The organism is Azoarcus sp. L1K30 (assembly GCF_018122735.1).
Taxonomy (GTDB): domain Bacteria; phylum Pseudomonadota; class Gammaproteobacteria; order Burkholderiales; family Rhodocyclaceae; genus Parazoarcus.
Genome location: NZ_JAGRRD010000001.1, coordinates 2,244,609 through 2,267,926, shown reverse-complemented (window position 1 = coordinate 2,267,926; position 23,318 = coordinate 2,244,609). Strand labels below are relative to the sequence as shown.

25 protein-coding genes and 1 riboswitch are annotated in these 23,318 nt (G+C 63.7%); of the genes, 10 read left to right on the top strand and 15 right to left on the bottom strand.

The window, feature by feature from the left end; genetic code table 11:
* Positions 1–24 precede the first annotated feature (24 nt).
* The 3 genes from J5J83_RS10365 (at position 25) to J5J83_RS23130 (ending at position 3,745) form a co-directional block, all read left to right on the top strand.
* Positions 25–1,521: a helicase HerA-like domain-containing protein gene (locus J5J83_RS10365; RefSeq protein ID WP_212348817.1), complete on the top strand. Its 1,497-nt coding sequence runs from the start codon at positions 25–27 to the stop codon at positions 1,519–1,521.
* A gap of 76 nt (positions 1,522–1,597) precedes the next feature.
* Entirely contained in the window at positions 1,598–2,545 is a 948-nt protein-coding gene (locus J5J83_RS10360; RefSeq protein WP_212348815.1) for a DMT family transporter, read from the top strand.
* 96 nt (positions 2,546–2,641) lie between these two features.
* Complete coding sequence (locus tag J5J83_RS23130) at positions 2,642–3,745, top strand: methyl-accepting chemotaxis protein (protein WP_212348813.1); 1,104 nt, start codon at positions 2,642–2,644, stop codon at positions 3,743–3,745.
* Between the two features lie 41 nt (positions 3,746–3,786).
* Here the strand turns inward: J5J83_RS23130 and metF are convergent, their stop codons facing one another.
* From metF to metK, 7 genes are all read right to left on the bottom strand, one after another.
* Positions 3,787–4,620, bottom strand: a complete 834-nt coding sequence (gene metF / locus J5J83_RS10350; protein WP_212348811.1) for a methylenetetrahydrofolate reductase [NAD(P)H] — start codon at positions 4,618–4,620, stop codon at positions 3,787–3,789.
* Positions 4,607–5,356, bottom strand: a complete 750-nt coding sequence (locus J5J83_RS10345) for a TlyA family RNA methyltransferase (RefSeq protein WP_212348809.1) — start codon at positions 5,354–5,356, stop codon at positions 4,607–4,609. The genes metF and J5J83_RS10345 overlap by 14 nt, the downstream gene beginning before the upstream one ends.
* Before the next feature lie 105 nt (positions 5,357–5,461).
* Positions 5,462–6,337: a carbon-nitrogen hydrolase family protein gene (locus J5J83_RS10340; protein ID WP_212348808.1), complete on the bottom strand. Its 876-nt coding sequence runs from the start codon at positions 6,335–6,337 to the stop codon at positions 5,462–5,464.
* Positions 6,334–6,990 (bottom strand): GNAT family N-acetyltransferase, encoded by a 657-nt coding sequence (locus tag J5J83_RS10335; RefSeq protein ID WP_212348806.1) that lies wholly within the window; start codon positions 6,988–6,990, stop codon positions 6,334–6,336. The genes J5J83_RS10340 and J5J83_RS10335 overlap by 4 nt, the downstream gene beginning before the upstream one ends.
* Before the next feature lie 65 nt (positions 6,991–7,055).
* The gene (ahcY, locus tag J5J83_RS10330) at positions 7,056–8,471 is read right to left on the bottom strand and encodes an adenosylhomocysteinase (RefSeq protein WP_212348804.1); all 1,416 of its coding nucleotides are present in this window, start codon (positions 8,469–8,471) and stop codon (positions 7,056–7,058) included.
* Between the two features lie 74 nt (positions 8,472–8,545).
* Positions 8,546–8,612, bottom strand: a riboswitch (S-adenosyl-L-homocysteine riboswitch).
* A gap of 173 nt (positions 8,613–8,785) precedes the next feature.
* Positions 8,786–9,871 (bottom strand): calcium/sodium antiporter, encoded by a 1,086-nt coding sequence (locus J5J83_RS10325; RefSeq protein ID WP_212348802.1) that lies wholly within the window; start codon positions 9,869–9,871, stop codon positions 8,786–8,788.
* Positions 9,872–9,992: 121 nt separating this feature from the next.
* On the bottom strand, positions 9,993–11,159 hold the full coding sequence (gene metK / locus J5J83_RS10320) for a methionine adenosyltransferase (RefSeq protein WP_212348800.1): 1,167 nt from the start codon (positions 11,157–11,159) through the stop codon (positions 9,993–9,995).
* Positions 11,160–11,385: 226 nt separating this feature from the next.
* Between metK and J5J83_RS10315 the strand changes: the two genes are divergently transcribed.
* Together J5J83_RS10315 and J5J83_RS10310 are read left to right on the top strand one after the other, a co-directional pair.
* On the top strand, positions 11,386–12,249 hold the full coding sequence (locus J5J83_RS10315) for a lysophospholipid acyltransferase family protein (protein ID WP_212352985.1): 864 nt from the start codon (positions 11,386–11,388) through the stop codon (positions 12,247–12,249).
* Positions 12,249–13,124, top strand: coding sequence for a lipid A biosynthesis acyltransferase (locus J5J83_RS10310; RefSeq protein ID WP_212352982.1), 876 nt, complete (start codon positions 12,249–12,251; stop codon positions 13,122–13,124). The genes J5J83_RS10315 and J5J83_RS10310 overlap by 1 nt, the downstream gene beginning before the upstream one ends.
* Here the strand turns inward: J5J83_RS10310 and J5J83_RS10305 are convergent.
* Complete coding sequence (locus J5J83_RS10305; RefSeq protein WP_212348798.1) at positions 13,118–13,372, bottom strand: hypothetical protein; 255 nt, start codon at positions 13,370–13,372, stop codon at positions 13,118–13,120. The two genes, J5J83_RS10310 and J5J83_RS10305, sit on opposite strands and share 7 nt — an antisense overlap.
* Before the next feature lie 91 nt (positions 13,373–13,463).
* Here J5J83_RS10305 and dapF point away from each other — a divergent pair, with 91 nt between their 5' ends.
* The 5 genes from dapF (at position 13,464) to J5J83_RS10280 (ending at position 17,813) form a co-directional block, all read left to right on the top strand.
* Positions 13,464–14,297, top strand: a complete 834-nt coding sequence (gene dapF / locus J5J83_RS10300; protein ID WP_212348796.1) for a diaminopimelate epimerase — start codon at positions 13,464–13,466, stop codon at positions 14,295–14,297.
* A 49-nt stretch (positions 14,298–14,346) separates the two neighbouring features.
* The gene (locus J5J83_RS10295; protein ID WP_212348794.1) at positions 14,347–15,000 is read left to right on the top strand and encodes a DUF484 family protein; all 654 of its coding nucleotides are present in this window, start codon (positions 14,347–14,349) and stop codon (positions 14,998–15,000) included.
* A gap of 5 nt (positions 15,001–15,005) precedes the next feature.
* Positions 15,006–15,914: a tyrosine recombinase XerC gene (locus J5J83_RS10290; protein ID WP_212348792.1), complete on the top strand. Its 909-nt coding sequence runs from the start codon at positions 15,006–15,008 to the stop codon at positions 15,912–15,914.
* 274 nt (positions 15,915–16,188) lie between these two features.
* Positions 16,189–16,545, top strand: a complete 357-nt coding sequence (locus J5J83_RS10285; protein ID WP_212348790.1) for a hypothetical protein — start codon at positions 16,189–16,191, stop codon at positions 16,543–16,545.
* A 77-nt stretch (positions 16,546–16,622) separates the two neighbouring features.
* On the top strand, positions 16,623–17,813 hold the full coding sequence (locus J5J83_RS10280) for a class I SAM-dependent methyltransferase (protein WP_212348788.1): 1,191 nt from the start codon (positions 16,623–16,625) through the stop codon (positions 17,811–17,813).
* Here J5J83_RS10280 and J5J83_RS10275 read toward each other — a convergent pair.
* From J5J83_RS10275 to rng, 7 genes are all read right to left on the bottom strand, one after another.
* Positions 17,810–18,190 carry a hypothetical protein gene (locus J5J83_RS10275; RefSeq protein ID WP_212348786.1) on the bottom strand — a complete coding sequence of 127 codons (381 nt, stop codon included), beginning with the start codon at positions 18,188–18,190 and terminating at the stop codon, positions 17,810–17,812. The genes J5J83_RS10280 and J5J83_RS10275 overlap by 4 nt on opposite strands.
* Positions 18,190–18,399 carry a hypothetical protein gene (locus J5J83_RS10270; RefSeq protein WP_212348784.1) on the bottom strand — a complete coding sequence of 70 codons (210 nt, stop codon included), beginning with the start codon at positions 18,397–18,399 and terminating at the stop codon, positions 18,190–18,192. Before J5J83_RS10270 ends, J5J83_RS10275 begins: the two co-directional genes overlap by 1 nt.
* Before the next feature lie 10 nt (positions 18,400–18,409).
* Positions 18,410–19,468 (bottom strand): Holliday junction branch migration DNA helicase RuvB, encoded by a 1,059-nt coding sequence (ruvB, locus tag J5J83_RS10265; protein ID WP_212348782.1) that lies wholly within the window; start codon positions 19,466–19,468, stop codon positions 18,410–18,412.
* A 44-nt stretch (positions 19,469–19,512) separates the two neighbouring features.
* Positions 19,513–20,112, bottom strand: a complete 600-nt coding sequence (gene ruvA, locus J5J83_RS10260; protein ID WP_212348780.1) for a Holliday junction branch migration protein RuvA — start codon at positions 20,110–20,112, stop codon at positions 19,513–19,515.
* Between the two features lie 73 nt (positions 20,113–20,185).
* Positions 20,186–20,854, bottom strand: coding sequence for an HAD family phosphatase (locus J5J83_RS10255; protein ID WP_212348779.1), 669 nt, complete (start codon positions 20,852–20,854; stop codon positions 20,186–20,188).
* The gene (locus J5J83_RS10250; protein WP_212348777.1) at positions 20,851–21,807 is read right to left on the bottom strand and encodes a prenyltransferase; all 957 of its coding nucleotides are present in this window, start codon (positions 21,805–21,807) and stop codon (positions 20,851–20,853) included. Before J5J83_RS10250 ends, J5J83_RS10255 begins: the two co-directional genes overlap by 4 nt.
* Positions 21,804–23,258, bottom strand: a complete 1,455-nt coding sequence (rng, locus tag J5J83_RS10245) for a ribonuclease G (RefSeq protein WP_212348775.1) — start codon at positions 23,256–23,258, stop codon at positions 21,804–21,806. Before rng ends, J5J83_RS10250 begins: the two co-directional genes overlap by 4 nt.
* Positions 23,259–23,318 lie beyond the last annotated feature (60 nt).

The following is a 23,318-nucleotide window of genomic DNA, read 5'->3' as shown; positions in this document are numbered from 1 at the left end:
TCCGTACATCTGCAGGAGAGGCGCATGGCCGAGCCACTATTGATCGCCAAGACCCGAGACAAGGACATCACACTGCTTCCGCGCCTCGCCAATCGCCACGGGCTGATTACCGGTGCCACCGGTACCGGCAAGACCGTCACCCTGCAGAAGATGGCGGAGTCCTTTGCCAGCATTGGCGTGCCGGTCTTCATGGCGGACGTCAAGGGGGATTTGTCCGGCATCGGCGCTGCCGGCACTGCTTCCGAGAAGCTCATGCAGCGGCTGGCCGCGCTCGGTATCGACACCTTTCATCCACGTGCCAATACGACGGTGTTCTGGGACGTGTTCGGCGAGCAGGGGCATCCGGTACGGGCCACCATTTCCGACATGGGGCCGCTGCTGCTGTCGCGCCTGCTCAACCTCAACGACACCCAGACCGGGGTGCTGCAACTGGTGTTCAAGGTGGCAGACGACAACGGGCTGTTGCTGCTCGATCTCAAGGATCTGCGGGCGATGGTGCAATACGTGGGCGAGAACGCGAAGTCGTTTACGACCGAGTACGGCAATATCTCGACTGCGTCCATCGGGGCGATCCAGCGCAATCTGCTCGGGCTCGAGGAGCAGGGGGGCGACATCTTCTTCGGCGAGCCGATGCTCGACATCAATGACCTGATGCAGACCGACGCCGACGGTCGCGGTGTGATCAACGTGCTGGCGGCCGATCGGCTGTACAACTCGCCGAAGCTGTATTCGACCTTCCTGCTGTGGCTGTTGTCGGAGCTGTTCGAGCATTTGCCCGAAGTGGGCGATCCGGACAAGCCGAAGATGGTGTTCTTCTTCGACGAAGCGCATCTGCTGTTCAACGACGCGCCGAAAGCGCTGATCGAAAAGATAGAACAGGTCGTGCGGCTGATCCGCTCCAAGGGCGTTGGCGTCTATTTCGTCACCCAGAATCCGCTCGATGTGCCCGACACGGTGCTCGGGCAGCTGGGTAACCGCGTCCAGCATGCGCTGCGCGCGTTCACGCCGCGCGACCAGAAGGCGGTCAAGACCGCAGCTGACACCATGCGCGCGAACCCCGCCTTCGACGCCGCGGCGGCGATCACCGAGTTGGGCGTGGGCGAGGCGCTGATCTCCTTTCTCGACGAGAAGGGGCGCCCCAATGTGGTCGAGCGCGCCTTCGTGGTCGCGCCCGATTCGCGTCTGGGCCCGCTGTCGGAGGCAGAACGCAAGACGGCGATCACCGCGTCGGTGATCTACGGTCATTACGAGAAGGTCGAAGATCGCGAGTCGGCGTACGAACGCTTGCGTGCGCAGGCGGCTGCGCGCGACGCCGCGGCCACCGAGACAGCGGCCGGGAACGGCGGCAGTAGCGGTGGCGCGCTGAACGACATCCTTTTCGGCTCGACCGGGCCGCGCGGCGGCCAGCGCGATGGACTGGTGCAGATTGCGGCCAAGACTGTCACCCGAACGATCGGCAGCAGTATCGGGCGCCAGATCGTGCGCGGCCTGCTGGGGTCCTTGCTCGGCCGTAAACGCTGAGCCGGTTTCTGTTCATTGTGGCGGTGTTGAGCGCTCGTGCCCCAGGGGGGCGGGCGCATCGGATAGATGTGTATTGATGACGCTGGTGGCCTGTTCCCGGCACGCCGACGACGGAGTTCAGGAGATGGAGCAGGCGTCGATGCGCGTCGGACTGCTGTTTGCAGTGGCCGGCGCCGTGGGGTTTTCGTTCAAGGCCATCCTGGTCAAGCTGGCCTACCGTTTCGGCGTCGATGCCGAGACCTTGCTGGCCCTGCGCATGGCGTTTTCGTTGCCCTTCTTCTTGCTGCTCGGGGCCATCGGCGGTCGCCAAGCGGCGGTCGCCCTTACCCGTATCGACTGGTTGTGGATGGCGCTGCTCGGACTGTTCGGCTATTACCTGGCCAGCTACTTCGACTTTCTCGGTCTGGCGTATATCTCCGCCGCGCTCGAGCGTCTGATCCTGTTTCTCTATCCGACCATTGTGATTGCCGTTTCGGCGCTGTTTCTCGGCAAGCCGATCACGCGCCGCATGGCGGTCGCGCTGGCAATATCGTATCTGGGGATCGGGCTCGCCGTCGGGCACGATCTCAAGGTTACCGGCGAGGCGGCGGAAGTGCTGATCGGGTGCGGGCTGGTGTTCGCCAGTGCGGTGAGTTACGCCCTCTACCTGATGGGAAACGGTCAAGTGGTCGGCCGTCTGGGGTCTGCTCGCGTAGCTGCCTATGCGTCGTCCTTCGCCTGCATCTTCAGCATCGTGCAATTTATCGTCATGCGACCGCTCGACGCGCTGGCGCAACCATGGCAGGTGTACGGTTTGGCGCTGGCGATGGCTGCATTCAGTACCGTCGGGCCAGTGTGGCTGGTGTCCGAGGCGATTCGCCGCCTTGGTGCGGGGCCTGTGTCCTTGACCGGCACCTTGGGACCGGTAATCACGATTTTCCTGGGCTGGCTTCTGCTCGACGAAGCGATCGGCGCAACGCAGCTCATGGGTACGGCCATGGTAATAGCGGGTATCTTGATCATGATTAGGCCGCGCGCGAAATGATGCGCCATACTTAAGCTTTTGCTGTTACGGACGATATATCGTCAATAGCAGACGCGATCCCGCGCCGATTGAGCGGATTTGAGGAGAAGATTGGTCATGGGGTGGTTTGGAAACAGCGCCGAGCTCGCAGTGCTCAGGGCTGAGCTGGATCTCGCGCGCAATGCGCTCGAATCCGAACGCGAACGGGCGAATGCGCTCGAGGCGCGGATGGCGGAGCAGGAACGTTCGTGTGCCGAGGCACGGCGAAGGGAGGCTTTGTTCGACGCCTTGTTCGTCCAGCTGCGCAGTTACGGCCAGACGCTGGTGTCCGTGCAGGGCACATTCGGCGATCTGGCGCATCGACTCGCCGAGCAGCAACGCGTCGCGGCGCGGTCGACGTCGGCGGCCGACGAAAGCGTGGCCGCGATCGACAGTGTATCGGAGAGCCTGGGCTTGCTGGCGAGCGAGACCGGTGACACCGTGGGGTCCGTGCAGCAGCTGGCAGAGCGGGCGGCCCAGATCGGGGGGATCGTCAGGCTGATTCGCGAGATTGCGGACCAGACCAACCTGCTGGCGCTGAATGCTGCGATCGAGGCCGCACGCGCCGGAGAGCAGGGGCGCGGGTTTGCAGTCGTGGCGGACGAAGTGCGAAAGCTGGCCGAACGCACCGCGGGTGCGACCAACGAAATCTCGGCACTGGTCACGGCCATTCAGGGTGAGACGGGACAGGTTCAGGGCGTCATCGGCGCACTGTCGGAGCGGGCTTCGGTTGCCGCCGACGAAGGTGGACAGGCGCGGCGCAGCATGGACGAGCTGTGCATCATCGCGCGCCAGCTGGCCGGAACGATGCAGGATGCCGCGGTGCGCAGCTTCGCCGAGCTGGCCAAGCTCGATCACCTGATCTTCAAACTCGACGTTTATCAGGTCGTGTCGGGCCATTCTGATCGCAAGACCGAGGAGTTTGCCAGCCACCACGAATGTCGGCTCGGCAAGTGGTACCACGAGGGGGATGGCAAGTGCTTCTCGCATCTGCCGGCCTATCGCAACCTCGACGCACCGCATGCGCGCGTGCACGCCTCGGGCAAGCGCGCGCTCGAAGCATTGCGGGCCGGGCGTCTGGATGATGCCCTGTCCGGTATCGAAGAGATGGAAGAGGCCAGCGTGCGCGTGCTCGCCGAATTGCAGTCGATTGCCGATTCGTCCGCCCAGCGCAAGGCATGAGTGAGCGGGCGTGCCCGCTGCGGGGCACGCCCTTCATCGCGTCAGGCGAGATTGAGCCGTTTGCAGATCTCGGTAGTGAGTGCGGACTGGTTCATGCTGTAGAAATGCAGTCCAGGCGCGCCGCTGGCGATGAGCTTTTCGCACATCGAGGTGACGACGTCGAGGCCGAAGGCCTTGATCGATTCGCTGTCGTCTCCGAAGGCTTCGAATTTCTTGCGCATCCAGCGTGGAATCTCGGTGCCGCAGGCGTCTGAGAAGCGTGCCAGCTTGGAGAAGCTTCCGATCGGCATGATGCCCGGGACGATCGGAATGTCGACGCCCATCGCACGCACCGCGTCCACAAAATGCAGGTAGGCATCGATGTTGTAGAAATACTGGGTGATGGCGGAGTCCGCACCGGCCTCGGCCTTGCGCTTGAAGGCGTGCAGATCGTCCAGCGGGCTGCGGGCCTGCGGGTGCCATTCCGGGTAGGCGGCCACTTCGATGCGGAAGCGATTCCCGGTTTCCGCACGAATGAAGGCCACCAGTTCATTGGCGTAGCGGAATTCGCCGGCGTCGCCCACACCCGAGGGCAGGTCACCGCGCAATGCCACGATGCGCTTGATGCCCGCATCGGCGTATTCGCTCAGGATGGTGCGGATGCTGTCGCGGGTGGAGCCGATGCACGACAGATGCGGTGCCGCTTCGCTGCCGCTCGCGGCAATCTCCCTGACGGTGGCGAACGTGCGTTCGCGGGTCGATCCGCCGGCGCCGTAGGTGACCGAGAAAAAGCTCGGGTTGAGCTCGGCCAAGCGCGCGCGGACACTGCGCAGTTTTTCCGCCCCCTCTTCGGTCTGGGGCGGAAAGAATTCAATCGAAAGCTCAGTGTGGGTCATGTTTCATCCAGATGAAGAATTCGCGGTTGCCGTCGGTACCGGTGATGGGGGAGTCAAACCAGCCATGGACGGCCAGGCCGCATTGCCTCGCAGTTTGCCGCAGTCGGCTTTCGACGCCGGCGTAAAGCGAGGTGTCGCGAACGATGCCACCCTTTGATATCCCCTTGGGGCCCACTTCGAACTGCGGTTTTACCAGTGCGAGAATGTCGCCGTCATCCGCAAGAAGTGCTGGCCACTGCGGCATCAGCAGGGTGAGTGAAATGAAGCTGGCGTCGCACACGATGAGATCGAATCCGCCCGCCGGATAGTGCTCGCCGAGGTCTTGTGCCGCGAGGTGACGGGCGTTGATGCCTTCAAGTGTCACGCAGCGGGCATCGGTGCCGAGTCGGGGATGAAGCTGTCCATGTCCGACCTCTACGCCGACCACCCGACTTGCGCCGGCTTGCAGCAGGCAGTCGGTAAAGCCGCCGGTTGATTGCCCGACGTCCAGGCAAATCCGCCCGCGCGCGGCAACGCCGGACGCGGCCATCGCGCCGGAGAGTTTGAGGCCGCCGCGCGAAACGAAGCAGTCGTCCGCGTCGGGTGCGACCTCAAGCCTTGCCGATGCCGGTAGTGCCAGTGATGCCTTGGTGACCGGTCCGCCTTCCCAGCGTACGCGTCCGGCCTCGATCAGGCAGCGCGCGGCGGTGCGCGAAGACGCCAGCCCCTGCGCCGCCAAGAGGCTGTCCGCCCGCATCAGTCCGTGTCGTTCGGCTGCAGGTCCGGGCTGCGCAACTGAGGGTGTGGGGGCCGGGCGCGCGGCACGGCGGTGGAAGGATTTCAATCGCGCTTCCGTCCGTGCTCAGCTGACCTTCACCACTTCGACAGGGTGCTCGTAGACATCCTTGCGCTTGTCGTAGAGAGGAATGGTCGTGCCGTTGATGCGGCCGCTTTCGAGGTCGGCGAGGTCGACATCGGCAACCACGATCTGCTCGATATTGGGCGTACCTTCGGCGGCGATGCCGTCGCGCGCGAACGCGAAATCGGACGGGGTGATGATGCTGGCCTGGCCGTAGTGCAGGCCCAGGCCCTCCACCGGCAGGTTGCCGACGGTGCTGGTCATGGCGACGAAGACCTGGTTCTCGATCGCCCGTGCATGGCAGCAATAGCGCACGCGCAGAAAGCCCTGGCGGTCGTCCGTACATGACGGCACGAACAGGATGTCGGCGCCCGCTTCGCATACCATGCGCGCGAGTTCGGGGAACTCGATGTCGTAGCAGATCAGGATGGCGATCTTGCCGAACGGGGTGTCGAACAGGCGCAGCTGGTCACCCGCGTCGGTATTCCACTTCTCGCGTTCCCAGCGCGTGCGGTGAATTTTGTCCTGCTCGTAGATCTCTCCGGTCGGGGTGAAGTAGTAGGCCGTGTTGAGCAGACGCCCTTCGTCGTTGACCTGCGGTGTCGTGCCACCGATGAGGTGTACGTTCCACTGCGCGGCAAGCTCCTGCATCAGATCCTTGTAGCGCCGGGTGTAGTCGTTCATGTTGCGGACGGCGGCGCGCACATCACTGGTATCCATGAACGACAGCAGCTGGGTGGTGAAGATCTCCGGCAGCAGCACGAACTGCGGTTTGTAGTCCCCGGCAGCCTTCATGATGAAGCGGACCTGGTTCTCGAAGCCCGACCAGTCGTGAATCGGACGCAGCAGGTATTGCACGGCAGCAATTCGAACGATCATAGTGCGATTTCCTCCGGGATGGTGGTGGGCAGGTCGGGACGGTAGTCCGGGTTGAGCCACACGATCAGCGAGGCATGACCGCAGGAGGCGATGTCTTCCGGCAGGTAATCCTCGATGACGCCGCAATAGCTGAATCCCTCCTTGAGCTGGAAGCTCAGCACCGGATCGCCGAAATCGCCCCATACGACCTTCTGCGCATAGAACTCCGGGCTCATGTCTGCCGAATGCGGCCGATAGCCGGGCAGCCGCCCGCACGCAATGATGCGCTTGAGGTTCATTGCGCGGCACAGGGTCCGGCGACCTTCGTACAGCAGGTGACCAATCCCGCGCCCTTTCACTCGCGGATCGACGAAGACCTCGGCACCATACAGCGTGCGGCCGTTGGGATTGTGGCTGTCGAAGGTGCCGGCACCGGTGATCTCCTTCCAGCTGTGTGATTCGGCCCAGTCGTCCCACTGCACGATGAGCGAACTGGCGCACCCCACCAGCCCGTCTGCAGTTTCAGCGACGATCTGCCCTTGCGGGAAGACATCGAGTTGCTCGCGCAGCTTGCGCTGGCTCCAGGGCGGAATATCCGGATAGACCTCGGCCTGCATCGCGATCAGTGCAGGAATGTCCTCCGGGCGAGTATGTCGCACGCTAATGGCATTCATGCTGTGTCTCCTTCTTCTTGCGGCTGCGCTGCTCGCAACCTGGCAGCGCAGCCGTGTGCCCCTTGTCAGTAGCGGTAGTGGTCCGCCTTGTAAGGGCCCTCGACGGGTACGCCGATGTAGGCAGCCTGCTCGGGACGGAGCACGCTGAGTTCGGCGTTGAGCTTCTTCAGCTGCAGACGTGCAACTTTCTCGTCCAGATGCTTCGGCAGCGTGTAGACGCCGACGGGATAGTCACTGGTACGAGTATAGAGCTCGATCTGGGCGATCGTCTGGTTGGCAAAGCTGGACGACATGACGTAGCTCGGATGACCGGTACCGCAGCCCAGGTTCACCAGGCGCCCCTTGGCCAGCAGGATGATGCGCTTGCCGTCGGGGAAGATGACATGGTCGACCTGCGGCTTGATCTCTTCCCATTGATACTGTTCGAGGGATGCGACGTCGATCTCGTTGTCGAAGTGTCCGATGTTGCAAACGATCGCCTGGTCCTTCATCGCGGCCATGTGTTCATGGGTGATGACGTGGAAGTTGCCCGTGGTGGTGACGAAGATGTCGGCCTTGTCCGCGGCATACTCCATGGTGACCACGCGATAGCCCTCCATCGCCGCCTGCAGCGCGCAGATGGGGTCGATCTCGGTGACCCAGACCTGGGCCGAGAGCGCACGCAGCGCCTGTGCCGAGCCTTTGCCCACGTCGCCGTAGCCGGCCACCACGGCAACCTTGCCGGCGATCATGACGTCGGTGGCGCGCTTGATGCCATCGACCAGCGATTCGCGACAGCCATAGAGATTGTCGAACTTCGATTTGGTCACCGAATCGTTGACGTTGATCGCCGGGAATTTGAGCTCGCCGCGCTGGTGCATCTGGTACAGGCGATGCACGCCGGTCGTGGTCTCTTCGGTCACGCCCTTGATCTGTGCGAGGCGCGTCGAGTACCAGGTCGGGTCGGTGGCGAGTCTGGCCTTGATGGCAGCGAAGAGGATGGTCTCTTCTTCCGAGCCCGGTTTGGCCACGACCGAGATGTCCTTCTCCGCACGCGCGCCCAGATGCAGCAGCAGCGTCGCATCGCCGCCGTCGTCGAGGATCATGTTCGAATAGCCGCCGTCGGACCAGTCGAAGATGCGGTGGGTGTAGTCCCAGTAGTCGGTCAGCGATTCGCCCTTGACCGCGAAGACCGGAATTCCCCTGGCCGCGATGGCTGCGGCTGCGTGGTCCTGGGTGGAGAAGATGTTGCACGAGGCCCAGCGCACTTCGGCACCGAGCGCAGTCAGCGTCTCGATCAGCACCGCGGTCTGGATCGTCATGTGCAGCGAGCCGGTAATGCGTGCGCCCTTGAGCGGCTGGCTGGCGGCGTATTCGTCGCGAATCGCCATCAGGCCAGGCATCTCGGTCTCGGCGATGCGGATTTCCTTGCGTCCCCAGTCGGCGAGCGACAGGTCGGCGATGACGAAATCGGTAAAGGTGTTGTCAGCCACAGAGTTCATGTCGTTTCCTTGAACGTGTGGCCGGGAGGGGGTGGTACGGTGGGCTCACCTGAACACCCCGTGCCCGGCACGGGTAAAGGTGAGCGCAGTTCCAAAATGACCGAGCCTGGGACTAAAGATCTTGCAGCGCTCCTCGGTAAGGCGAATTATATCTTGACTTCGAACATTCGTCAGTCGGCGTCGACGCGTCGGTACGCGGAGTGCGCGACGAGAGGCGTTTCCCTTGGATCGTGGGGCTTTCCCGGCTGACCGTTCGGTTGGCGCAAGCCGGCAATGAAACGGCGACTTGGCACCATGTTTCACGCGGCGCGCGTCTAGTCCCCGCCTCCCGTCGTCGATCGGCGGTGAAGGACGAAACTGACGAGCAGCGTGAGGGCAGTCAGCGGGATCACGTAGCTGAGCATGATGCCGGAAAAGGCCTGCAGGGCGGCATGGCGTTGCGCAGCGAGTACCAGCCAGGCGGTATAGGCCGCGTAATAGAGCAGGAACACGGCGCCTTCCCAGCGTGCGATCTCGCGGCCAGTGATCATGACCGGTAGCGCGGCGACGGCCACTGCCAGCATCACCCACAGGTCGAAGTTGCGTGCGGCCTCGGAAATCGGCAGTCCGGCCGGCGCGACCAGCCCGGTCATGCCGAGCACGGCGCAGATATTGAATACATTGCTGCCGACCACGTTACCGACAGCGATGTCACGCTGACCGCGCAATGCCGCAACGATGGAGGTTGCGATCTCGGGCATCGAGGTGCCGATCGCGACGACGGTCAGCCCGATCACCAGATCGCTGACGCCGAAGACACGGGCGAAGGCCACCGCCGAACTTACGAGCCAGTCCGCACCCAGGATCAGCAAACCGAGGCCGGCGACGATCAGCAGGGTCTGTACGCTCCAGTGCCGGTCCCAGCTGCTGGTCGGGATTTCCCCTGCGAAAGCGTCTTCCGCGGCTTTGGAGGCCTTGCGCGACTGGCGCACGAGAAACACGGTGTAGCCGACGACCAGGCCGAACAGGATGCCCGCCTCGGTGCGTCCGATAGCGCCGTCAAGGGCCATGAGGAGCAGCAGCACCGAGGCCCCGATCATGATCGGAATTTCCTGCCGGATGATCTGCTCTGCCACCACAAGCGGAGCGATCAGCGCGGCGATGCCCAGGATGAGCAGGACGTTTGCGATGTTGCTGCCGACGACGTTGCCAATGGCGATATCAGGATTGCCGTTGAATGCGGAACCGACGGATACCGCCATTTCAGGCGCGCTGGTGCCGAACGCGACGACAGTCAAACCCACCACGAGCGGCGATATGCCGAAGGAGACCGCCAGCCGCGAGGCGCCACGGACGAGCAGTTCGGCGCCGATGACAAGCGTGGTCAGGCCGAAGACGAACAACAGGGCTTGCTCAAGCATGTGGGCGGTGAAAAAGGAATAGATGGTTTGAGAGTGCGAACGGCCGCCCGGGTTCCCCGTTGCGGACGGGGGCGGCGCAGCCGTTGCGTGAGTGACGGTGCCTTGCCGGCACCGCTCGGGCTCAAAGGCCGGCGTCGGCGCGCAGGGCGGCTGCCTTGTCGGTCTGCTCCCAGGTGAACTCCGGCTCGTCACGGCCAAAATGCCCATAGGCAGCGGTCTTGGCGTAGATCGGACGCAGCAGGTCGAGGGTCTGAATGATGGCTTTCGGGCGCAGGTCGAAATGGGCACGGATCAGGTCTACGATCTTCTCATCGCTGATCCGGCCAGTACCGAAGGTGTTGACCATGAGCGACACCGGCTTTGCCACACCGATCGCGTAAGCCACCTGCACCTCGCATTTGTCGGCGAGACCGGCTGCAACCACGTTCTTGGCCACATAACGGCCGGCATACGCTGCCGAACGATCGACCTTGGACGGATCCTTGCCCGAGAACGCGCCACCGCCGTGGTGGGCCGCGCCGCCGTAGGTGTCCACGATGATCTTGCGTCCGGTCAGGCCGCAGTCGCCGTGCGGGCCGCCGATGACGAAACGACCGGTGGGGTTGATCAGGTAGCGCACTTCGCCCTGCATCAGTTCCTTGGGCAGGACAGGCTTGATCACCTCTTCGATGATGGCTTCCGAGATCTGCGCATGCGACACCTCGGGGCTGTGCTGGGTCGACACCACAACGGTGTCGATGGCGACCGGCTTGCCGTCGACGTATTTCACCGTGAGCTGGCTCTTGGCGTCAGGGCGCAGCCAGGGCAGGCGGCCATCCTTGCGGACTTCGGCCTGGCGCTGCATGATCCGGTGGGCATAGTAGATCGGCAGCGGCATCAGGCTTGGGGTTTCATTGCAGGCGTAACCGAACATCAATCCCTGGTCGCCAGCGCCCTGGTCGAGGTCGAGGCCTTCCCCTTCATTGACGCCTTGTGCAATATCGGACGATTGACGATTGATGGCGGTGAGGATCGCGCACGACTTGTAGTCGAAGCCGATGTCGGAGCTGTCGTAGCCGATGCGGCGCACCACGTCCTGCGCGATTTCGCGATAGTTGGGATGGGCGTGGGTCGTGATCTCGCCGGAGATGACCACCAGGCCGGTCGAGACCAGGGTTTCGCACGCCACGCGGGCGTGGGGGTCGTCGGCGAGGATGGCATCGAGCACACCGTCGGAGATCTGGTCCGCGACCTTGTCCGGATGACCCTCGGAAACCGATTCCGAAGTGAAGAGGAACTCTGTAGCCATGATGCGTGTACTCCCGAAACAAAAATCCCCGTAATCTGGCGTGGCGGCCAGCTCCGGGGATCTCGTCGAGCAGCCGACGCTTTAGCAGTATTTGTGGGTCACTGCGTGTTTGCAGCGACAGCCGCCCTGCAAGTTGTCGAGTTAACTCGGCGGCTGAGGCACAATTATAGGCTGTGTTTCTCTCAGGTCAATCTGTCTTCGGGCCAAAACCTGCCGCCCCAACGTGATGGTCAATATCCTATTTCGTATTCTTGCCCGCCTTCCGCTGTTCGTCCTCCACTTTGTCGGCGGCCTCGCGGGATGGGTGACCTACGCCTCGTCACCGACCTACCGGCGGCGATTGCGGCGCAATCTTGCACAGGCAATCGGTCGCGACGATCCGCTAGTGCTGCGGAGCGCCATCGCCGAGGCCGGCAAGCAGGCGTTCGAGTTGCCCTGGATGTGGCTACGCCCGGCCGACGAGGTTGTCTCCAAGGTCGTACGCGTCGAGGGCTGGGAGCTGGTCGAGGCGGCACACCGGGAAGAAGCGGGCATCCTGTTCATGACGCCGCATCTGGGGTGTTTCGAGATTACCGCGCAGTATGCCGCATCGATCGCACCGGTGACGGTGCTGTACCGCCCGCCGCGCTACGCCGCGCTCGAGCCCCTGATGCAGGCCGGGCGCGTGCGCGGCATGATGCGCACGGCACCGGCGGACATGTCCGGCGTGCGCCGCCTGGTCAAGACGCTGCGCAACCGTGAAGCGATCGGCATGCTTCCGGACCAGGTGCCCGGCGCGGGTGAAGGCGTATGGGCGGATTTCTTCGGCCGTCCGGCGTGGACGATGACGCTGGCGGCGCGCCTGGCCGAGGTCAAGGGGGTGCATGTGATCTACTGCTGGGCGGAGCGCCTGCCGCATGGAAAGGGTTTCGTGTTTCGCCTGTCTGCGCCGGTCGAGGCGCTGGAAGGGGATCTTCAGGCACGCGTCGCCACCATGAATCGAGAAATCGAGCGTGTCATCCTGCAGTGCCCGGGGCAGTACATGTGGGGGTACAACCGCTACAAGAAACCGCGCGCGGCACGCGCGACTGTGGAGACACAGACACCATGATGAGTCGGATCGGTGTGGTCGTGTTCTGGGTCCTGCACTGGTTGCCGCTGGCCGTATTGTCGCGCCTGGGTGAAGTGCTCGGACTGGTGCTCTACGTTTTCGGCAACTCGCGCCGACGTGTGGTGAATACCAATCTGGCCCTGTGCTTTCCCGAGCTCGACGCGGCGGCGCGCGGGCGGCTTGCGCGCCGCCACTTCCGCGTCGTGGGGCGTAGCCTGCTCGAGCGCGGTGTGGTGTGGTGGGGCAGTCGCGAACGCCTGGCGCGCATGGTGCGTGTCGAGGGCGCCGAGCGCCTGCGTGACCTGCAGGCCGCGGGAACGCCGGTCATACTGCTGGCGCCGCACTTTGTCGGGCTCGACATGGGCGGCACGCGGCTGACGATGAACTTCGACGTTGTCAGCGTGTACTCGAGGCAGAAGAACAATCCGGTACTCGATCGCTGGCTCTATCATGGCCGCAGCCGGTTCGGCGACCAATTGTTGCTGGCGCGCCAGGACGGCGTGCGCAGTTCGGTGAAGGCGATGAAGGCGGGACGTCCGTTCTATTACCTGCCAGATCTCGATTACGGTCGGCGCGATGCCATCTTCGTTCCCTTTTTCGGTGTGCCGGCGGCGACCATCACCGGATTGTCGCGGCTGGCGCGTGTCGCCGGTGCCGCCGTGTTGCCCTGTGTCACCCGGATGTTGCCGGGCGGCGCGGGCTACGTGGTCGAGATCGGCGAGCGCTGGTCCGACTTTCCGAGCGCTGACGTCGAAGCCGATACCCGGCGCATGAACGCGTGGCTCGAGGGCGTGGTGCGTACCATGCCGGAGCAGTACTACTGGGTGCACCGGCGCTTCAAGACGCGGCCGCCGGGTGAGGTGAAGTTCTACTGATCGGGCGCCGGGGTGTCGGCGTTTGCCAGCCGACGCAATGCGACCGGAAACGCGGCGCTGCCCAGCAAGGCGATCGCGGACACGATGAGCGCGATCGCGGTGCCGCTTTCAGCCAGCAGAGGATGAAGTTCGCTGAAGTCGCCGAGCAGCAGGGTCAGGCCTGCGATCAGGCAGGCAAGGCCGGGCACGCCCAATAGCCAGGCGGATATTGGCAGGACGCGGCGTCGATGAGATGGCTTGCTTGTCATGTACGTCATTTTCGCATGTTGTGCCGTGCTGGACGATCTCCCGACGCTGGGGGAGAATCCTCACACATTTTGTGCCTTTCTACGGATTCCCATGAAGCTGCGCTTTACCAAGATGCAAGGGCTCGGCAACGATTTTGTTGTCATCGATGCGACCCGTGAGGCGGTCGATCTCACGCCGGCACGTGTGCGGGCCATCGCCGACAGGCATTTTGGGGTGGGCTGCGACCAGTTGCTGGTGGTGGAGCCGCCCAGCGCGCCGGACGTCGATTTCCGCTACCGGATCTTCAACGCCGATGGTGGCGAGGTCGAGCAATGTGGCAATGGCGCGCGCTGCTTCGTGCGCTATGTGCATGACAAGCGTCTGACGGACAAGACCGACATTCGCGTCGAGACCCGTTCGGGCATCATTGCGCCGCGCCTGCGCGAGGACGGACTGGTGACGGTCGATATGGGCGTGCCGGTGCTGGCGTCTGCCGATGTGCCCTTCGTCTCCGCGTCCGATGCAGTCGTGCAGGCGCTCGATGTCGGCGGGGACACGGTCGCCATTACGGCCGTGTCGATGGGCAATCCGCATGCCGTTCAGGTCGTGGACGATGTCGACTCCGCGCCGGTCGACACGCAGGGCGCGTTGATCGAACGCCATGCGCGCTTTCCTGCCCGGGTCAATGCAGGCTATGTGCAGGTGGTCGACGAACACAACATCCGGCTGCGGGTGTATGAGCGCGGTGCGGGCGAAACCCTCGCATGCGGCACGGGTGCCTGTGCCGCCGTGGTTGCCGTGATCCTGCGCCAGCTGGCGGTGTCGCCGGTACGCGTGGAGACGCGCGGTGGCGCGCTGGAGATCGCCTGGGATGGGCGGGGCGCGCCGGTATTGATGACGGGGCCTGCCGTTACCGTTTTCGAGGGTGAGATGGATCTCGCCTGATGCTGTCAGCCATTTGAAAGGGCGTCACGCCCGAGTGGAGTCGTTGCCGATGAATGCCGATGATGTCGCACGTTACCTGCGCGAACACCCTGATTTTCTGTCAGATCACAGCGAACTGTTTACTGAGCTGACGGTACCGCATCCGCAGCACGAAGGGCAGGCGATTTCGCTCGCCGAACGTCAACTCCATGCCCTGCGCGACAAGATCCGGCAGCTCGAGATCAAGCTTGCGGAGCTGATCCGTTTCGGCGAAGAGAACGACGAAATCAGCGAAAAAGTGCATCGCCTCTCATTGTTGTTGCTCGAGGCGCATGGGTACGAGGGCGTGCGCCATGAACTGTTTGCCAGCATGCAGCAGGACTTCGCCATTCCCCACGTGGCGCTGCGTATCTGGAACAGCGTGCTGGCACGCAGCGAAGTGGATTTTTCCCCCGTCGGGGAGGGGGTTCGCCTGTTTGCGGCCGACTTGCGTCATCCGTATTGCGGTGCGCCGAGCAACATCGAGGTGTTGAGCTGGTTCGGTGAGTCCGCCCCCCACATCCGTTCGGTTGCGCTGATGCCGCTGGTGCGCCAGACCCGGGTCGTCGGCCTGCTGGCACTTGGCAGCGAGGAGCCCGAGCGCTTCTACCCTGAAATGGGAACGCTCTATCTTGGCCGCATCGGTGAGCTTGCCGCCGCCGCGCTGCTGGGCCAGATCGGCTGATCTCCATGTCGGGACCGCCAGCCGCCGTTTCCGATCCGGTCTGGATCGAAGCCTATCTGGCATGGCTGGCGACCCAGCGTCGCGCGGCGGCGCTGACGCTGGAAAACTATCGCCGCGACCTGCGCCGCTTGCACGCACTGTCCGAGGGGCGTGATCCGGGCCTTATGTCTGCGCCCGAATTACGCCGTTTCGTCGGGCGCTTGCATGCGCAGGGCCTGGGCGGGCGCTCGATTGCGCGCTGCCTGTCCGCTTGGCGCGGACTGTACCGCTGGCTCATCCGTCATCAGGGCTTGAAGCACAACCCGGCAGAGGGCATACGGGCGCCGAAGTCACCCGCGAGACTGCCGCGGGTGCTATCCCCTGACCAGGCCAAGGCGCTCCTCGATGCGCCCGCCGACGGTTTGCTCGAATGTCGCGATGTCGCCATGTTCGAACTTTTCTACTCTTCCGGCCTGCGCTTGTCTGAGCTGTCCGGTTTGACGCTCGACGACGGACTGGCGCTCGGCGGCGGTCTGGTGACGGTGATCGGCAAGCGCAGCAAGTCGAGAACGGTACCGGTCGGATCGAAAGCCATTGAGGCCGTAAATGCATGGCTGGCGCTTCGCGCCAGTCTGGCCGCAACAGATTGCCCGCTATTGTTCGTGACGCGCAGCGGCACCCGCATGAGTCCGGGCGCAATTCGCAGCAGGCTGGCCTTGCGCGCGGATGCCGTCGGGCTGGGTGTTCACGTCCATCCGCACATGCTGCGCCACAGCTTTGCCAGCCACGTGCTGCAGTCGAGCGGTGATCTGCGCGCCGTGCAGGAGCTTCTCGGGCACGCAAGCATACGTACCACGCAAATCTATACCCACCTGGATTTCCAGCATCTCGCCAAGGTCTACGATGCTGCTCACCCCAGGGCAAGGAAACGATGAATTTCACGCAACTTCCCCATAATGGGTAGCGAGAAATTCTGGCGCTGTTCGGCTTGGGTTATGCTGATATGCAACAAATTACATAATAATTCCAGTCAGCGCGTTTCGTCCTGATCAAAACATAATATTCAGGGGGCATATGCCATCAGAGATTTTAGAGCCGGGGTCCTTGCCCGGCCAAACGGCGGACGAAGACGCGTCGTCCCGCGCCAATCGAAGGTCGCGTGCCCTCCGGGATGTGGCTATTCTTCTTGCCCGGCATGAAGTCAAACACTTGCGACGCTGGTTCGAGGAATTCGATCGCGACATTCTGCTGCCCATTCTCCTTGGTGAGATCGCGCTGCACAATATTACGCTGCGCTCCGGCAACGGGAGCAATGCCGATGGCGATGATTGCGATCTGAAACCCTGTAACGCCTACTCGATTTCTGCCGCGACCGGCCTGCCGCGCGAGACCGTGCGGCGCAAGATCGTGCGACTGGTCGAATTGGGATGGGTGTCCAGGCGGAGCAACGGCCATCTGTACGTATCGTCGGTTGCAGTGAAACACTTTGGACAGTTGTTGAGTTCGAGAGAGCTTGCGGACCTGCTCGATACGGCAGAGCGCGCGCGCAGGATTCTCCCGGATTGAACGTGGAAATGTACTGGCAGTGGCGCAGCTGCAGGCGCAGGGGCTAAACTTGGCGCCCTTTTGCAGGATCTTTGCCCATGGCCAGACTTCACCTCCAGCCCGGTCGCGAACGCACCGTTCTCCGCCGTCATCCGTGGATTTTTGCCGGGTCGGTTGCACGGCTTGAGGGGCGGGCCCGCCCGGGCGATACCGTCGATGTCGTGGCGGCCGATGGCACGGTGATCGCGCGTGCTGCGTGGTCGCCCGAATCGCAGATCCGCGCGCGCGTATGGTCGCTCGATGCCGAGGCGGCGGTCGATCATGCCTTCTTCAAGCGCAAGGTCGCCGAATCGGTGGCTCGACGTGCGACCCATCCCATGCTGAGTGCGCAGGACGGGGTGCGCCTGATTCATGGCGAATCCGACGGATTGCCCGGTGTGATTGCGGATCGCTATGGTGCGGTCGTCGTCGTGCAGCTGACCAGTGCGGGTGCCGACAAGTGGCGTGATGCCATCGTTGCCGGTCTGGTGCAGGCGACCGGCTGCGTGGCAGTCTATGAGCGCTCCGATTCCGAAGTGAGACGGCTCGAAGGACTGGAGCCGCGGGCCGGTCTTGCATATGGCGAGCTGCCCGCCGACGGTCTGCAGATCGTCGAAAACGGCGTGCGCATGGAGGTTGATGTCGTCGGTGGGCACAAGACCGGCTTCTATCTCGACCAGCGCGACAATCGCAAGCTGACCGGGGAGCTTGCGCGCGACCGACGCATACTGAACTGCTTCTGCTATACGGGCGGTTTTTCGCTTCAGGCTTTGGCTGGTGGGGCGAGCAGCGTCTTGTCGATCGACTCCTCGGGCCCGGCGTTGGCAACGGCAGCGCGCAATCTCGCACTCAATCCGCAGCTCGACGCCTCACGCGCGGACTGGTGCGAGGACGATGTGTTCGAAGCCCTGCGCGGTCTGAATGCCGAAGGGCGGAAGTTCGACCTGATCATCCTCGATCCGCCCAAGTTCGCGCCCTCTGCCGCCCACGCCGAACGCGCCGCACGCGCGTACAAGGACATCAACCTGTTCGGATTCCGATTGCTGGCGCCGGGGGGTATCCTGATGACCTATTCCTGTTCGGGCGGAATCGGACTCGAGATGTTCCAGAAGATCGTCGCCAGTGCTGCCGGCGATGCCGGCGTCGACGCGCGCATCCTGCATCGTCTGGCCGCCGCGCCGGATCACCCGGTCGGGCTGGCAGTGCCCGAGGGTGAATACCTCAAGGGCCTGGCCATCCAGGTTGGCTAGGTATCTGGACCGTTTGCAGCCTGGCGGCTTGATGGCGCTGGAAGTGCCGGACGATCCGGGTTCGGAACCTGTTCGGCGACGTTGAAGGCCAGCGTGATCAGGCCGACGGCAAGAACCACGAGGGCGAAATACCATTTCTGCACGCTCGACGATGGCAGTCGGCGCACGTCAGCGTAGAAGTGGTGGCGAAGGAAGATCAGCGCCATGGCCGCCATCGCGAGCAAACCGCAGCCAAGCAGGCGCGATGCGATGGCATCGAACTGACGGCCAACGGCCGGGTCCCAGCGATCGGGCATGAAGAAGCCGGGCGCCTGCAACAGCAGGTGGAGTCCGCCGACCACGCACAGGGTGAGCATCAGGACCTGGAAGGTTCGCATCAGTCGCCGCCACCACCGTCGCCGCCACCACCATCGCCACAACTTCCGCCGCCACTGTCCGAACTGCAGTCGGCACCGACACTCCATGACCCACTGTCGCCGGCGTAAGAGCCAGTGTCTGCACTTGAGTCCCGCCCCTTGCCCTTCCTGTTGGCGAGATAAATCAGGCACAGGATCACGCCGACAAAGAGGATGAAGCCCATTGCCACGGCTGTGCGCCTATTGCCCGAACAGGTCCGTGCCCGGCGCACGTGGAGCGTTGAGGCCGAAGTGCTGCCAGATGGAGTGCGTTGCCATGCGCCCACGTGGTGTGCGTTGCAGGTAGCCCTGCTGGATCAGGTAGGGCTCGATGACGTCCTCGATGGTGTCGGACGATTCACCGATGGCCGCGGCGATATTGTCAAGCCCGACCGGGCCACCGCCGAACTTCTCCAGCATGGCTGACAGCAGCTTGCGATCCATCAGGTCGAGCCCGAGCACATCGACATCGAGCATTACCAGCGCGGCATCGGCGACGGCACTCGTGATGTCGCCGCCGGACTTGACCTCGGCATAGTCGCGCACGCGACGGAGCAGGCGGTTGGCAATGCGTGGCGTGCCGCGTGCCCGGCGCGCGATCTCGAGCGCGCCGGCGTCGTCGATACGCACGTTGAGCAAGCGCGCCGAGCGGCTGACGATGAAGGCGAGCTCGTCCGGGGTGTAGAACTCCAGGCGCGAAACGATGCCGAAACGGTCGCGCAAGGGATTGGTCAGCATGCCGGCGCGCGTCGTTGCGCCCACCAGTGTGAACGGTGGCAGATCGAGCTTCACGGAACGGGCTGCCGGGCCTTCGCCGATCATGATGTCGATCTGGAAATCTTCCAGCGCGGGGTAGAGGATTTCCTCCACCACCGGCGACAGGCGGTGAATCTCGTCGATGAACAGGACGTCGTGCGGTTCGAGATTGGTCAGCAGGGCGGCGAGGTCGCCCGCGCGTTCGAGCACCGGCCCCGAGGTCTGGCGCATGTTCACACCCATTTCGGCAGCGACGATATGGGCCAGCGTCGTCTTGCCCAGGCCGGGGGGGCCGAACAGCAGGACATGGTCGAGCGCTTCCTTGCGGTTGCGTGCGGCCTCGATGAAGATTTCGAGTTGCTCGCGGATCTTGGCCTGGCCCACGTATTCGGCCAGCCGTTTCGGGCGCAATGCGCGCTCGATCGCGTCTTCCTTGCGGTCGCTGGGTTCGGCTGAAATCAGCCTGTCTTGGCCTGCAGTCCGGAGCTTGTCGGTTTCGATCATGGTGCGAGTTTAGCGGCTTGTCGGTGCGCTGTGCGAGGCAATGCTCAGGCCCGTGACAACAGCTTCAGTGCTGCCCGGATGCCGTCGGACACGCCGGTATCGTCTCCAAGGCCCTTCATCGCGCCCAGCGCCTCGCGCTCGTTGTAGCCCAAGGCCAACAGGGCGTTGAGGATGTCGCTCTTCGCGTCCGGCGCGTGCTCCGATCCCGCCGAGAGACGGATTCCGCCGTTGTTGGGAAGGGCCTTGCCGAGCTTGTCGCGCAATTCGAGCAGCAGGCGTTCCGCAGTCTTCTTGCCGATACCGGGGATCTTCACCAGGCGACCGGCCTCCTGCAGCGCAATGGCCTGGGCGAGATCGCTGACCGACAGGCCGGACAGCACGGCCAGCGCCATGCGCGCACCGATGCCGGAAATCCTGAGCAGCTGGCGAAATGCCGTGCGTTCTTCGTCGGTGGCGAAACCATAGAGGAAGTGGCCATCTTCGCGCACCGCAAGGTGGGTGTGCAGGCTGATGCGTTCGCCGGTTGCGGGCAGGTTGTAGAAGGTGCTCATCGGCACATCGACTTCGTAGCCGACACCGTTGGCGTCGATCAGGATCTGCGGCGGGTTCTTTTCCAGCAGTGTGCCGGTAATGCGTCCGATCATCGATAAGGCTCCGGATGCCGCTGCGCGATCAGGCTCTGCCAGCGGCGGGTTGCGGGTTGTACGTCGGCCGGGTTCAGGCGGCGAGGTGGCGGGCCACCTCGTGGAGATCGGCCATGACCGTGACCCCGCGCGCGAGCACGTCTGCGGCGGGCGACAGCAGGTCGGGAATCATCACCACCTGGGCACCTGCGGCCAATCCGCCGCGCACTCCGGTGTTGGAGTCCTCGAGTACCAGGCAGTGTTCGATCGGCGTCTGCAGCAGCGCTGCCGCCGCCAGGTAGATGTCCGGTGCGGGTTTGCCGTGGCGCACTTCGTCGCCGCCAATGACGCCTTTGAGGCGGCGCAGGATACCGACGCCCTCGAGCTTGGGGAGCGCCCGGCTGCGTCGGGTCGAAGTGGCGACGGCGCTTTCGAGCCCGCGCAATTCGATCCGGTCGAGAAGCTCGGTGACACCGGGTTTGAGCGGAAAGCGGCCATCGACAATGGCCTGCTCGTAGCGGCGACCGAACTCGGCCTGATGGGCATCGACCGGGAAATCAGGGCCGAATGCCTCCTGCAACAGGCGATAACCGTCGCGCGAGTTCATGCCGATCATCCGCATCGCCACCTCGTGGTCCCACGCCAGACCCAGATGCTCGCTCGCTTCACGGCCGATGGCGTAGGCCACGCGCTCGGAGTCGAGGAGCAGGCCGTCCATATCCAAAATGATGGCGCGGATGCTGCGGGCGTCGAAGGTACTCATGCGGGAGCCCCGGGGCGGGAAAAGGCAAGGGCGGCGGCAAGCAGCACGCCATGCAAGTTGGCAGCCAGGATGGTGCGCTTGATCGGGGTCTCGAGTTCATCGGGTGTGCGGGCGTGGGCAATGAGTTCGCGCGCCGCGGTAAAGGACAGGACCAGGGTCAGGGCCGCGGCGGCTGCGTACTGGGGCAGAATGCGAATGCTCACCATCGCAACCAGCCAGATGTAGGCGACAAGCACGACCAGCAGATAGCCCCATTTCGCCACGTCGGGGCCGAGGCGGACGACAAGGGTGCGCTTGCCGGCGGCAGCATCGCCGTCGTGATCGGGAAACTGGTTGATGAACAGCAGGCTGGCCACGAGGAGAGCATATGACAGGCCGGCGGCAAAAGGGAACAGGCTGAAGCTGCCGCGCTGGACGTAATCGGTGCCGACGACTACGGCAATCCAGCCCAAGGCGATGGCGAACTCGCCCAGACCGCGACTCATCAGCTTCAACGGGGGGGCGGAGTAGGCCCAGCCGACGAAGAGCCCGGTCAGGCCGATGCAGATGAGTCCGGTGCCGGCATGCCAGGTCAGCCACAGGCCGGCAGGCACCACCGCCGCGAGCAGGGCATAGCCGAAGCGGCCGGTCTCGGCCGCGCTCAACACCCCGTTCTGGATGAAGCGACTGCCGCCGGTGAAGGGGAACAGGCGCCGGGTATTGGCTGCGTCCGCACCGCTTTCGGCGTCGTGATAGTCGTTGATGACATTGACCCCGGCGTGGGCGACGAGGGCAAAAACCAGAGTGACGACGGCGGTGACCACGTTCAGCGGCGTGCCGCTGGCGTGCGCACTGGCCAGCCCGACCAGGCATGCAACGAAGGTGACCGACAGGAATGCCGGGCGGGTGGCGAGAAACAGCTTCACCGCCTGGTTGGGGTAGGCCCCTTGCGCGGGTTCGGCAGGACGACTCATAGCAGCACGATGTCGAATTGTTCCTGGGTGTAGCTCGCCTCGGGGTGTAGCGAGACCTTCTTGCCGATGAAGTCGGACAGCATCGCCAGCGACTGGCTCTCTTCATCGAGGAAAAGATCGATCACGTTGGGGGCGGCGAGCACGCGGAACTCCTTGGCGTTGAACTGGCGCGCTTCGCGCAGCAACTCGCGCAGGATCTCGTAGCAGGCTGTACGCGCGGTCTTGACCTCGCCACGCCCGCCGCAGGTGGGACAGGATTCACACAGGAGGTGCGCAAGCGACTCGCGCGTGCGTTTGCGTGTCATCTCTACCAGGCCGAGCGCGGTGAAGCCGTTGATGCTCATCTTGGTGTGGTCGCGGGCCAGGGCCTTGCGGAACTCGTCGAGCACCATCTCGCGGTGCTCGACGTTTTCCATGTCGATGAAGTCGATGATGATGATGCCCCCGAGGTTGCGCAGGCGCAGCTGGCGGGCAATGGTCTGGGTGGCTTCGAGGTTGGTCTTGAAAATGGTGTCGTCGAAGTTGCGCGCCCCCACGAAGCCGCCGGTATTGACGTCCACCGTGGTCATCGCTTCGGTCTGGTCGATGATCAGGTAGCCGCCGGACTTCAGGTCCACCCTGCGCGCGAGCGCCTTCTGGATTTCCTCTTCGACATTGAAGATGTCGAACAGCGGCCGTTCGCCGGTGTAGTGCTCGAGCAGCGGCAGCACCTTGGGCGTGTATTCGGCAGCAAAGGTCGTGAGCTTCTGGTAGTTTTCCCGCGAATCTACGCGGATGCGGGTGGTTTCCTCGTCGACGAGGTCGCGCAGTACGCGCTGGCCCAGACTGAGATCCTCGTGCAGCAGTCGGGGCGGAAAGGCGCCAACCGTAGTGTTGCGGATCTCGCTCCACAGCTTGCGCAGATAGGCGATATCCGCTGCCAGTTCTTCGTCGGTGGCGGTTTCGGCCATGGTACGGACGATGAAGCCGCCCGGTTCGTCCTCGGGTACGAGCCGGGTGAGGCGCTCGCGCAGCAGCTCGCGTTCGGATTCGTCCTCGATGCGTTGCGAGATGCCGATGTGCTTTTCCTGCGGCAGATAGACGAGCAGGCGTCCGGCCAGGCTGACCTGGGTGGACAGGCGCGCGCCCTTGGTGCCGATCGGGTCTTTCAGCACCTGGACCAGCAGGCTCTGACCTTCTGCCAGGATTTTCTCAATCGGCTTGGACGCTTCGCCGTGCTGGCGGTCACACCAGATGTCGGCCACGTGCAGGAATGCCGTGCGATCGAGTCCGATCTCGATGAAGGCCGACTGCATGCCCGGCAACACCCGAACCACCTTGCCAAGGTAAACGTTGCCGACAATGCCGCGACTCGCGGTGCGTTCGACGTGGAGTTCCTGGACGACGCCTTGTTCGACAATGGCCACCCGCGTCTCCTGCGGGGTAAAGTTGATGAGGAATTCGATGCTCATGTTAACTGCGATCCAATGGGAAATACGCAATGGCAGTCAGGTGTCTGCGATTGCGCATTG

What these genes read in the sequence shown, in the direction of transcription:
- J5J83_RS10365 (WP_212348817.1), top strand. Translation starts at nt 25, where the DNA reads ATGGCCGAGCCACTATTGATCGCCAAGACCCGAGACAAGGACATCACA.
- J5J83_RS10360 (WP_212348815.1), top strand. Translation starts at nt 1,598, where the DNA reads ATGACGCTGGTGGCCTGTTCCCGGCACGCCGACGACGGAGTTCAGGAG.
- J5J83_RS23130 (WP_212348813.1), top strand. Translation starts at nt 2,642, where the DNA reads ATGGGGTGGTTTGGAAACAGCGCCGAGCTCGCAGTGCTCAGGGCTGAG.
- metF (WP_212348811.1), bottom strand. Translation starts at nt 4,620, where the DNA reads ATGACCCACACTGAGCTTTCGATTGAATTCTTTCCGCCCCAGACCGAA.
- J5J83_RS10345 (WP_212348809.1), bottom strand. Translation starts at nt 5,356, where the DNA reads ATGCGGGCGGACAGCCTCTTGGCGGCGCAGGGGCTGGCGTCTTCGCGC.
- J5J83_RS10340 (WP_212348808.1), bottom strand. Translation starts at nt 6,337, where the DNA reads ATGATCGTTCGAATTGCTGCCGTGCAATACCTGCTGCGTCCGATTCAC.
- J5J83_RS10335 (WP_212348806.1), bottom strand. Translation starts at nt 6,990, where the DNA reads ATGAATGCCATTAGCGTGCGACATACTCGCCCGGAGGACATTCCTGCA.
- ahcY (WP_212348804.1), bottom strand. Translation starts at nt 8,471, where the DNA reads ATGAACTCTGTGGCTGACAACACCTTTACCGATTTCGTCATCGCCGAC.
- J5J83_RS10325 (WP_212348802.1), bottom strand. Translation starts at nt 9,871, where the DNA reads ATGCTTGAGCAAGCCCTGTTGTTCGTCTTCGGCCTGACCACGCTTGTC.
- metK (WP_212348800.1), bottom strand. Translation starts at nt 11,159, where the DNA reads ATGGCTACAGAGTTCCTCTTCACTTCGGAATCGGTTTCCGAGGGTCAT.
- J5J83_RS10315 (WP_212352985.1), top strand. Translation starts at nt 11,386, where the DNA reads ATGGTCAATATCCTATTTCGTATTCTTGCCCGCCTTCCGCTGTTCGTC.
- J5J83_RS10310 (WP_212352982.1), top strand. Translation starts at nt 12,249, where the DNA reads ATGAGTCGGATCGGTGTGGTCGTGTTCTGGGTCCTGCACTGGTTGCCG.
- J5J83_RS10305 (WP_212348798.1), bottom strand. Translation starts at nt 13,372, where the DNA reads ATGACAAGCAAGCCATCTCATCGACGCCGCGTCCTGCCAATATCCGCC.
- dapF (WP_212348796.1), top strand. Translation starts at nt 13,464, where the DNA reads ATGAAGCTGCGCTTTACCAAGATGCAAGGGCTCGGCAACGATTTTGTT.
- J5J83_RS10295 (WP_212348794.1), top strand. Translation starts at nt 14,347, where the DNA reads ATGAATGCCGATGATGTCGCACGTTACCTGCGCGAACACCCTGATTTT.
- J5J83_RS10290 (WP_212348792.1), top strand. Translation starts at nt 15,006, where the DNA reads ATGTCGGGACCGCCAGCCGCCGTTTCCGATCCGGTCTGGATCGAAGCC.
- J5J83_RS10280 (WP_212348788.1), top strand. Translation starts at nt 16,623, where the DNA reads ATGGCCAGACTTCACCTCCAGCCCGGTCGCGAACGCACCGTTCTCCGC.
- J5J83_RS10275 (WP_212348786.1), bottom strand. Translation starts at nt 18,190, where the DNA reads ATGCGAACCTTCCAGGTCCTGATGCTCACCCTGTGCGTGGTCGGCGGA.
- ruvB (WP_212348782.1), bottom strand. Translation starts at nt 19,468, where the DNA reads ATGATCGAAACCGACAAGCTCCGGACTGCAGGCCAAGACAGGCTGATT.
- ruvA (WP_212348780.1), bottom strand. Translation starts at nt 20,112, where the DNA reads ATGATCGGACGCATTACCGGCACACTGCTGGAAAAGAACCCGCCGCAG.
- J5J83_RS10255 (WP_212348779.1), bottom strand. Translation starts at nt 20,854, where the DNA reads ATGAGTACCTTCGACGCCCGCAGCATCCGCGCCATCATTTTGGATATG.
- J5J83_RS10250 (WP_212348777.1), bottom strand. Translation starts at nt 21,807, where the DNA reads ATGAGTCGTCCTGCCGAACCCGCGCAAGGGGCCTACCCCAACCAGGCG.
- rng (WP_212348775.1), bottom strand. Translation starts at nt 23,258, where the DNA reads ATGAGCATCGAATTCCTCATCAACTTTACCCCGCAGGAGACGCGGGTG.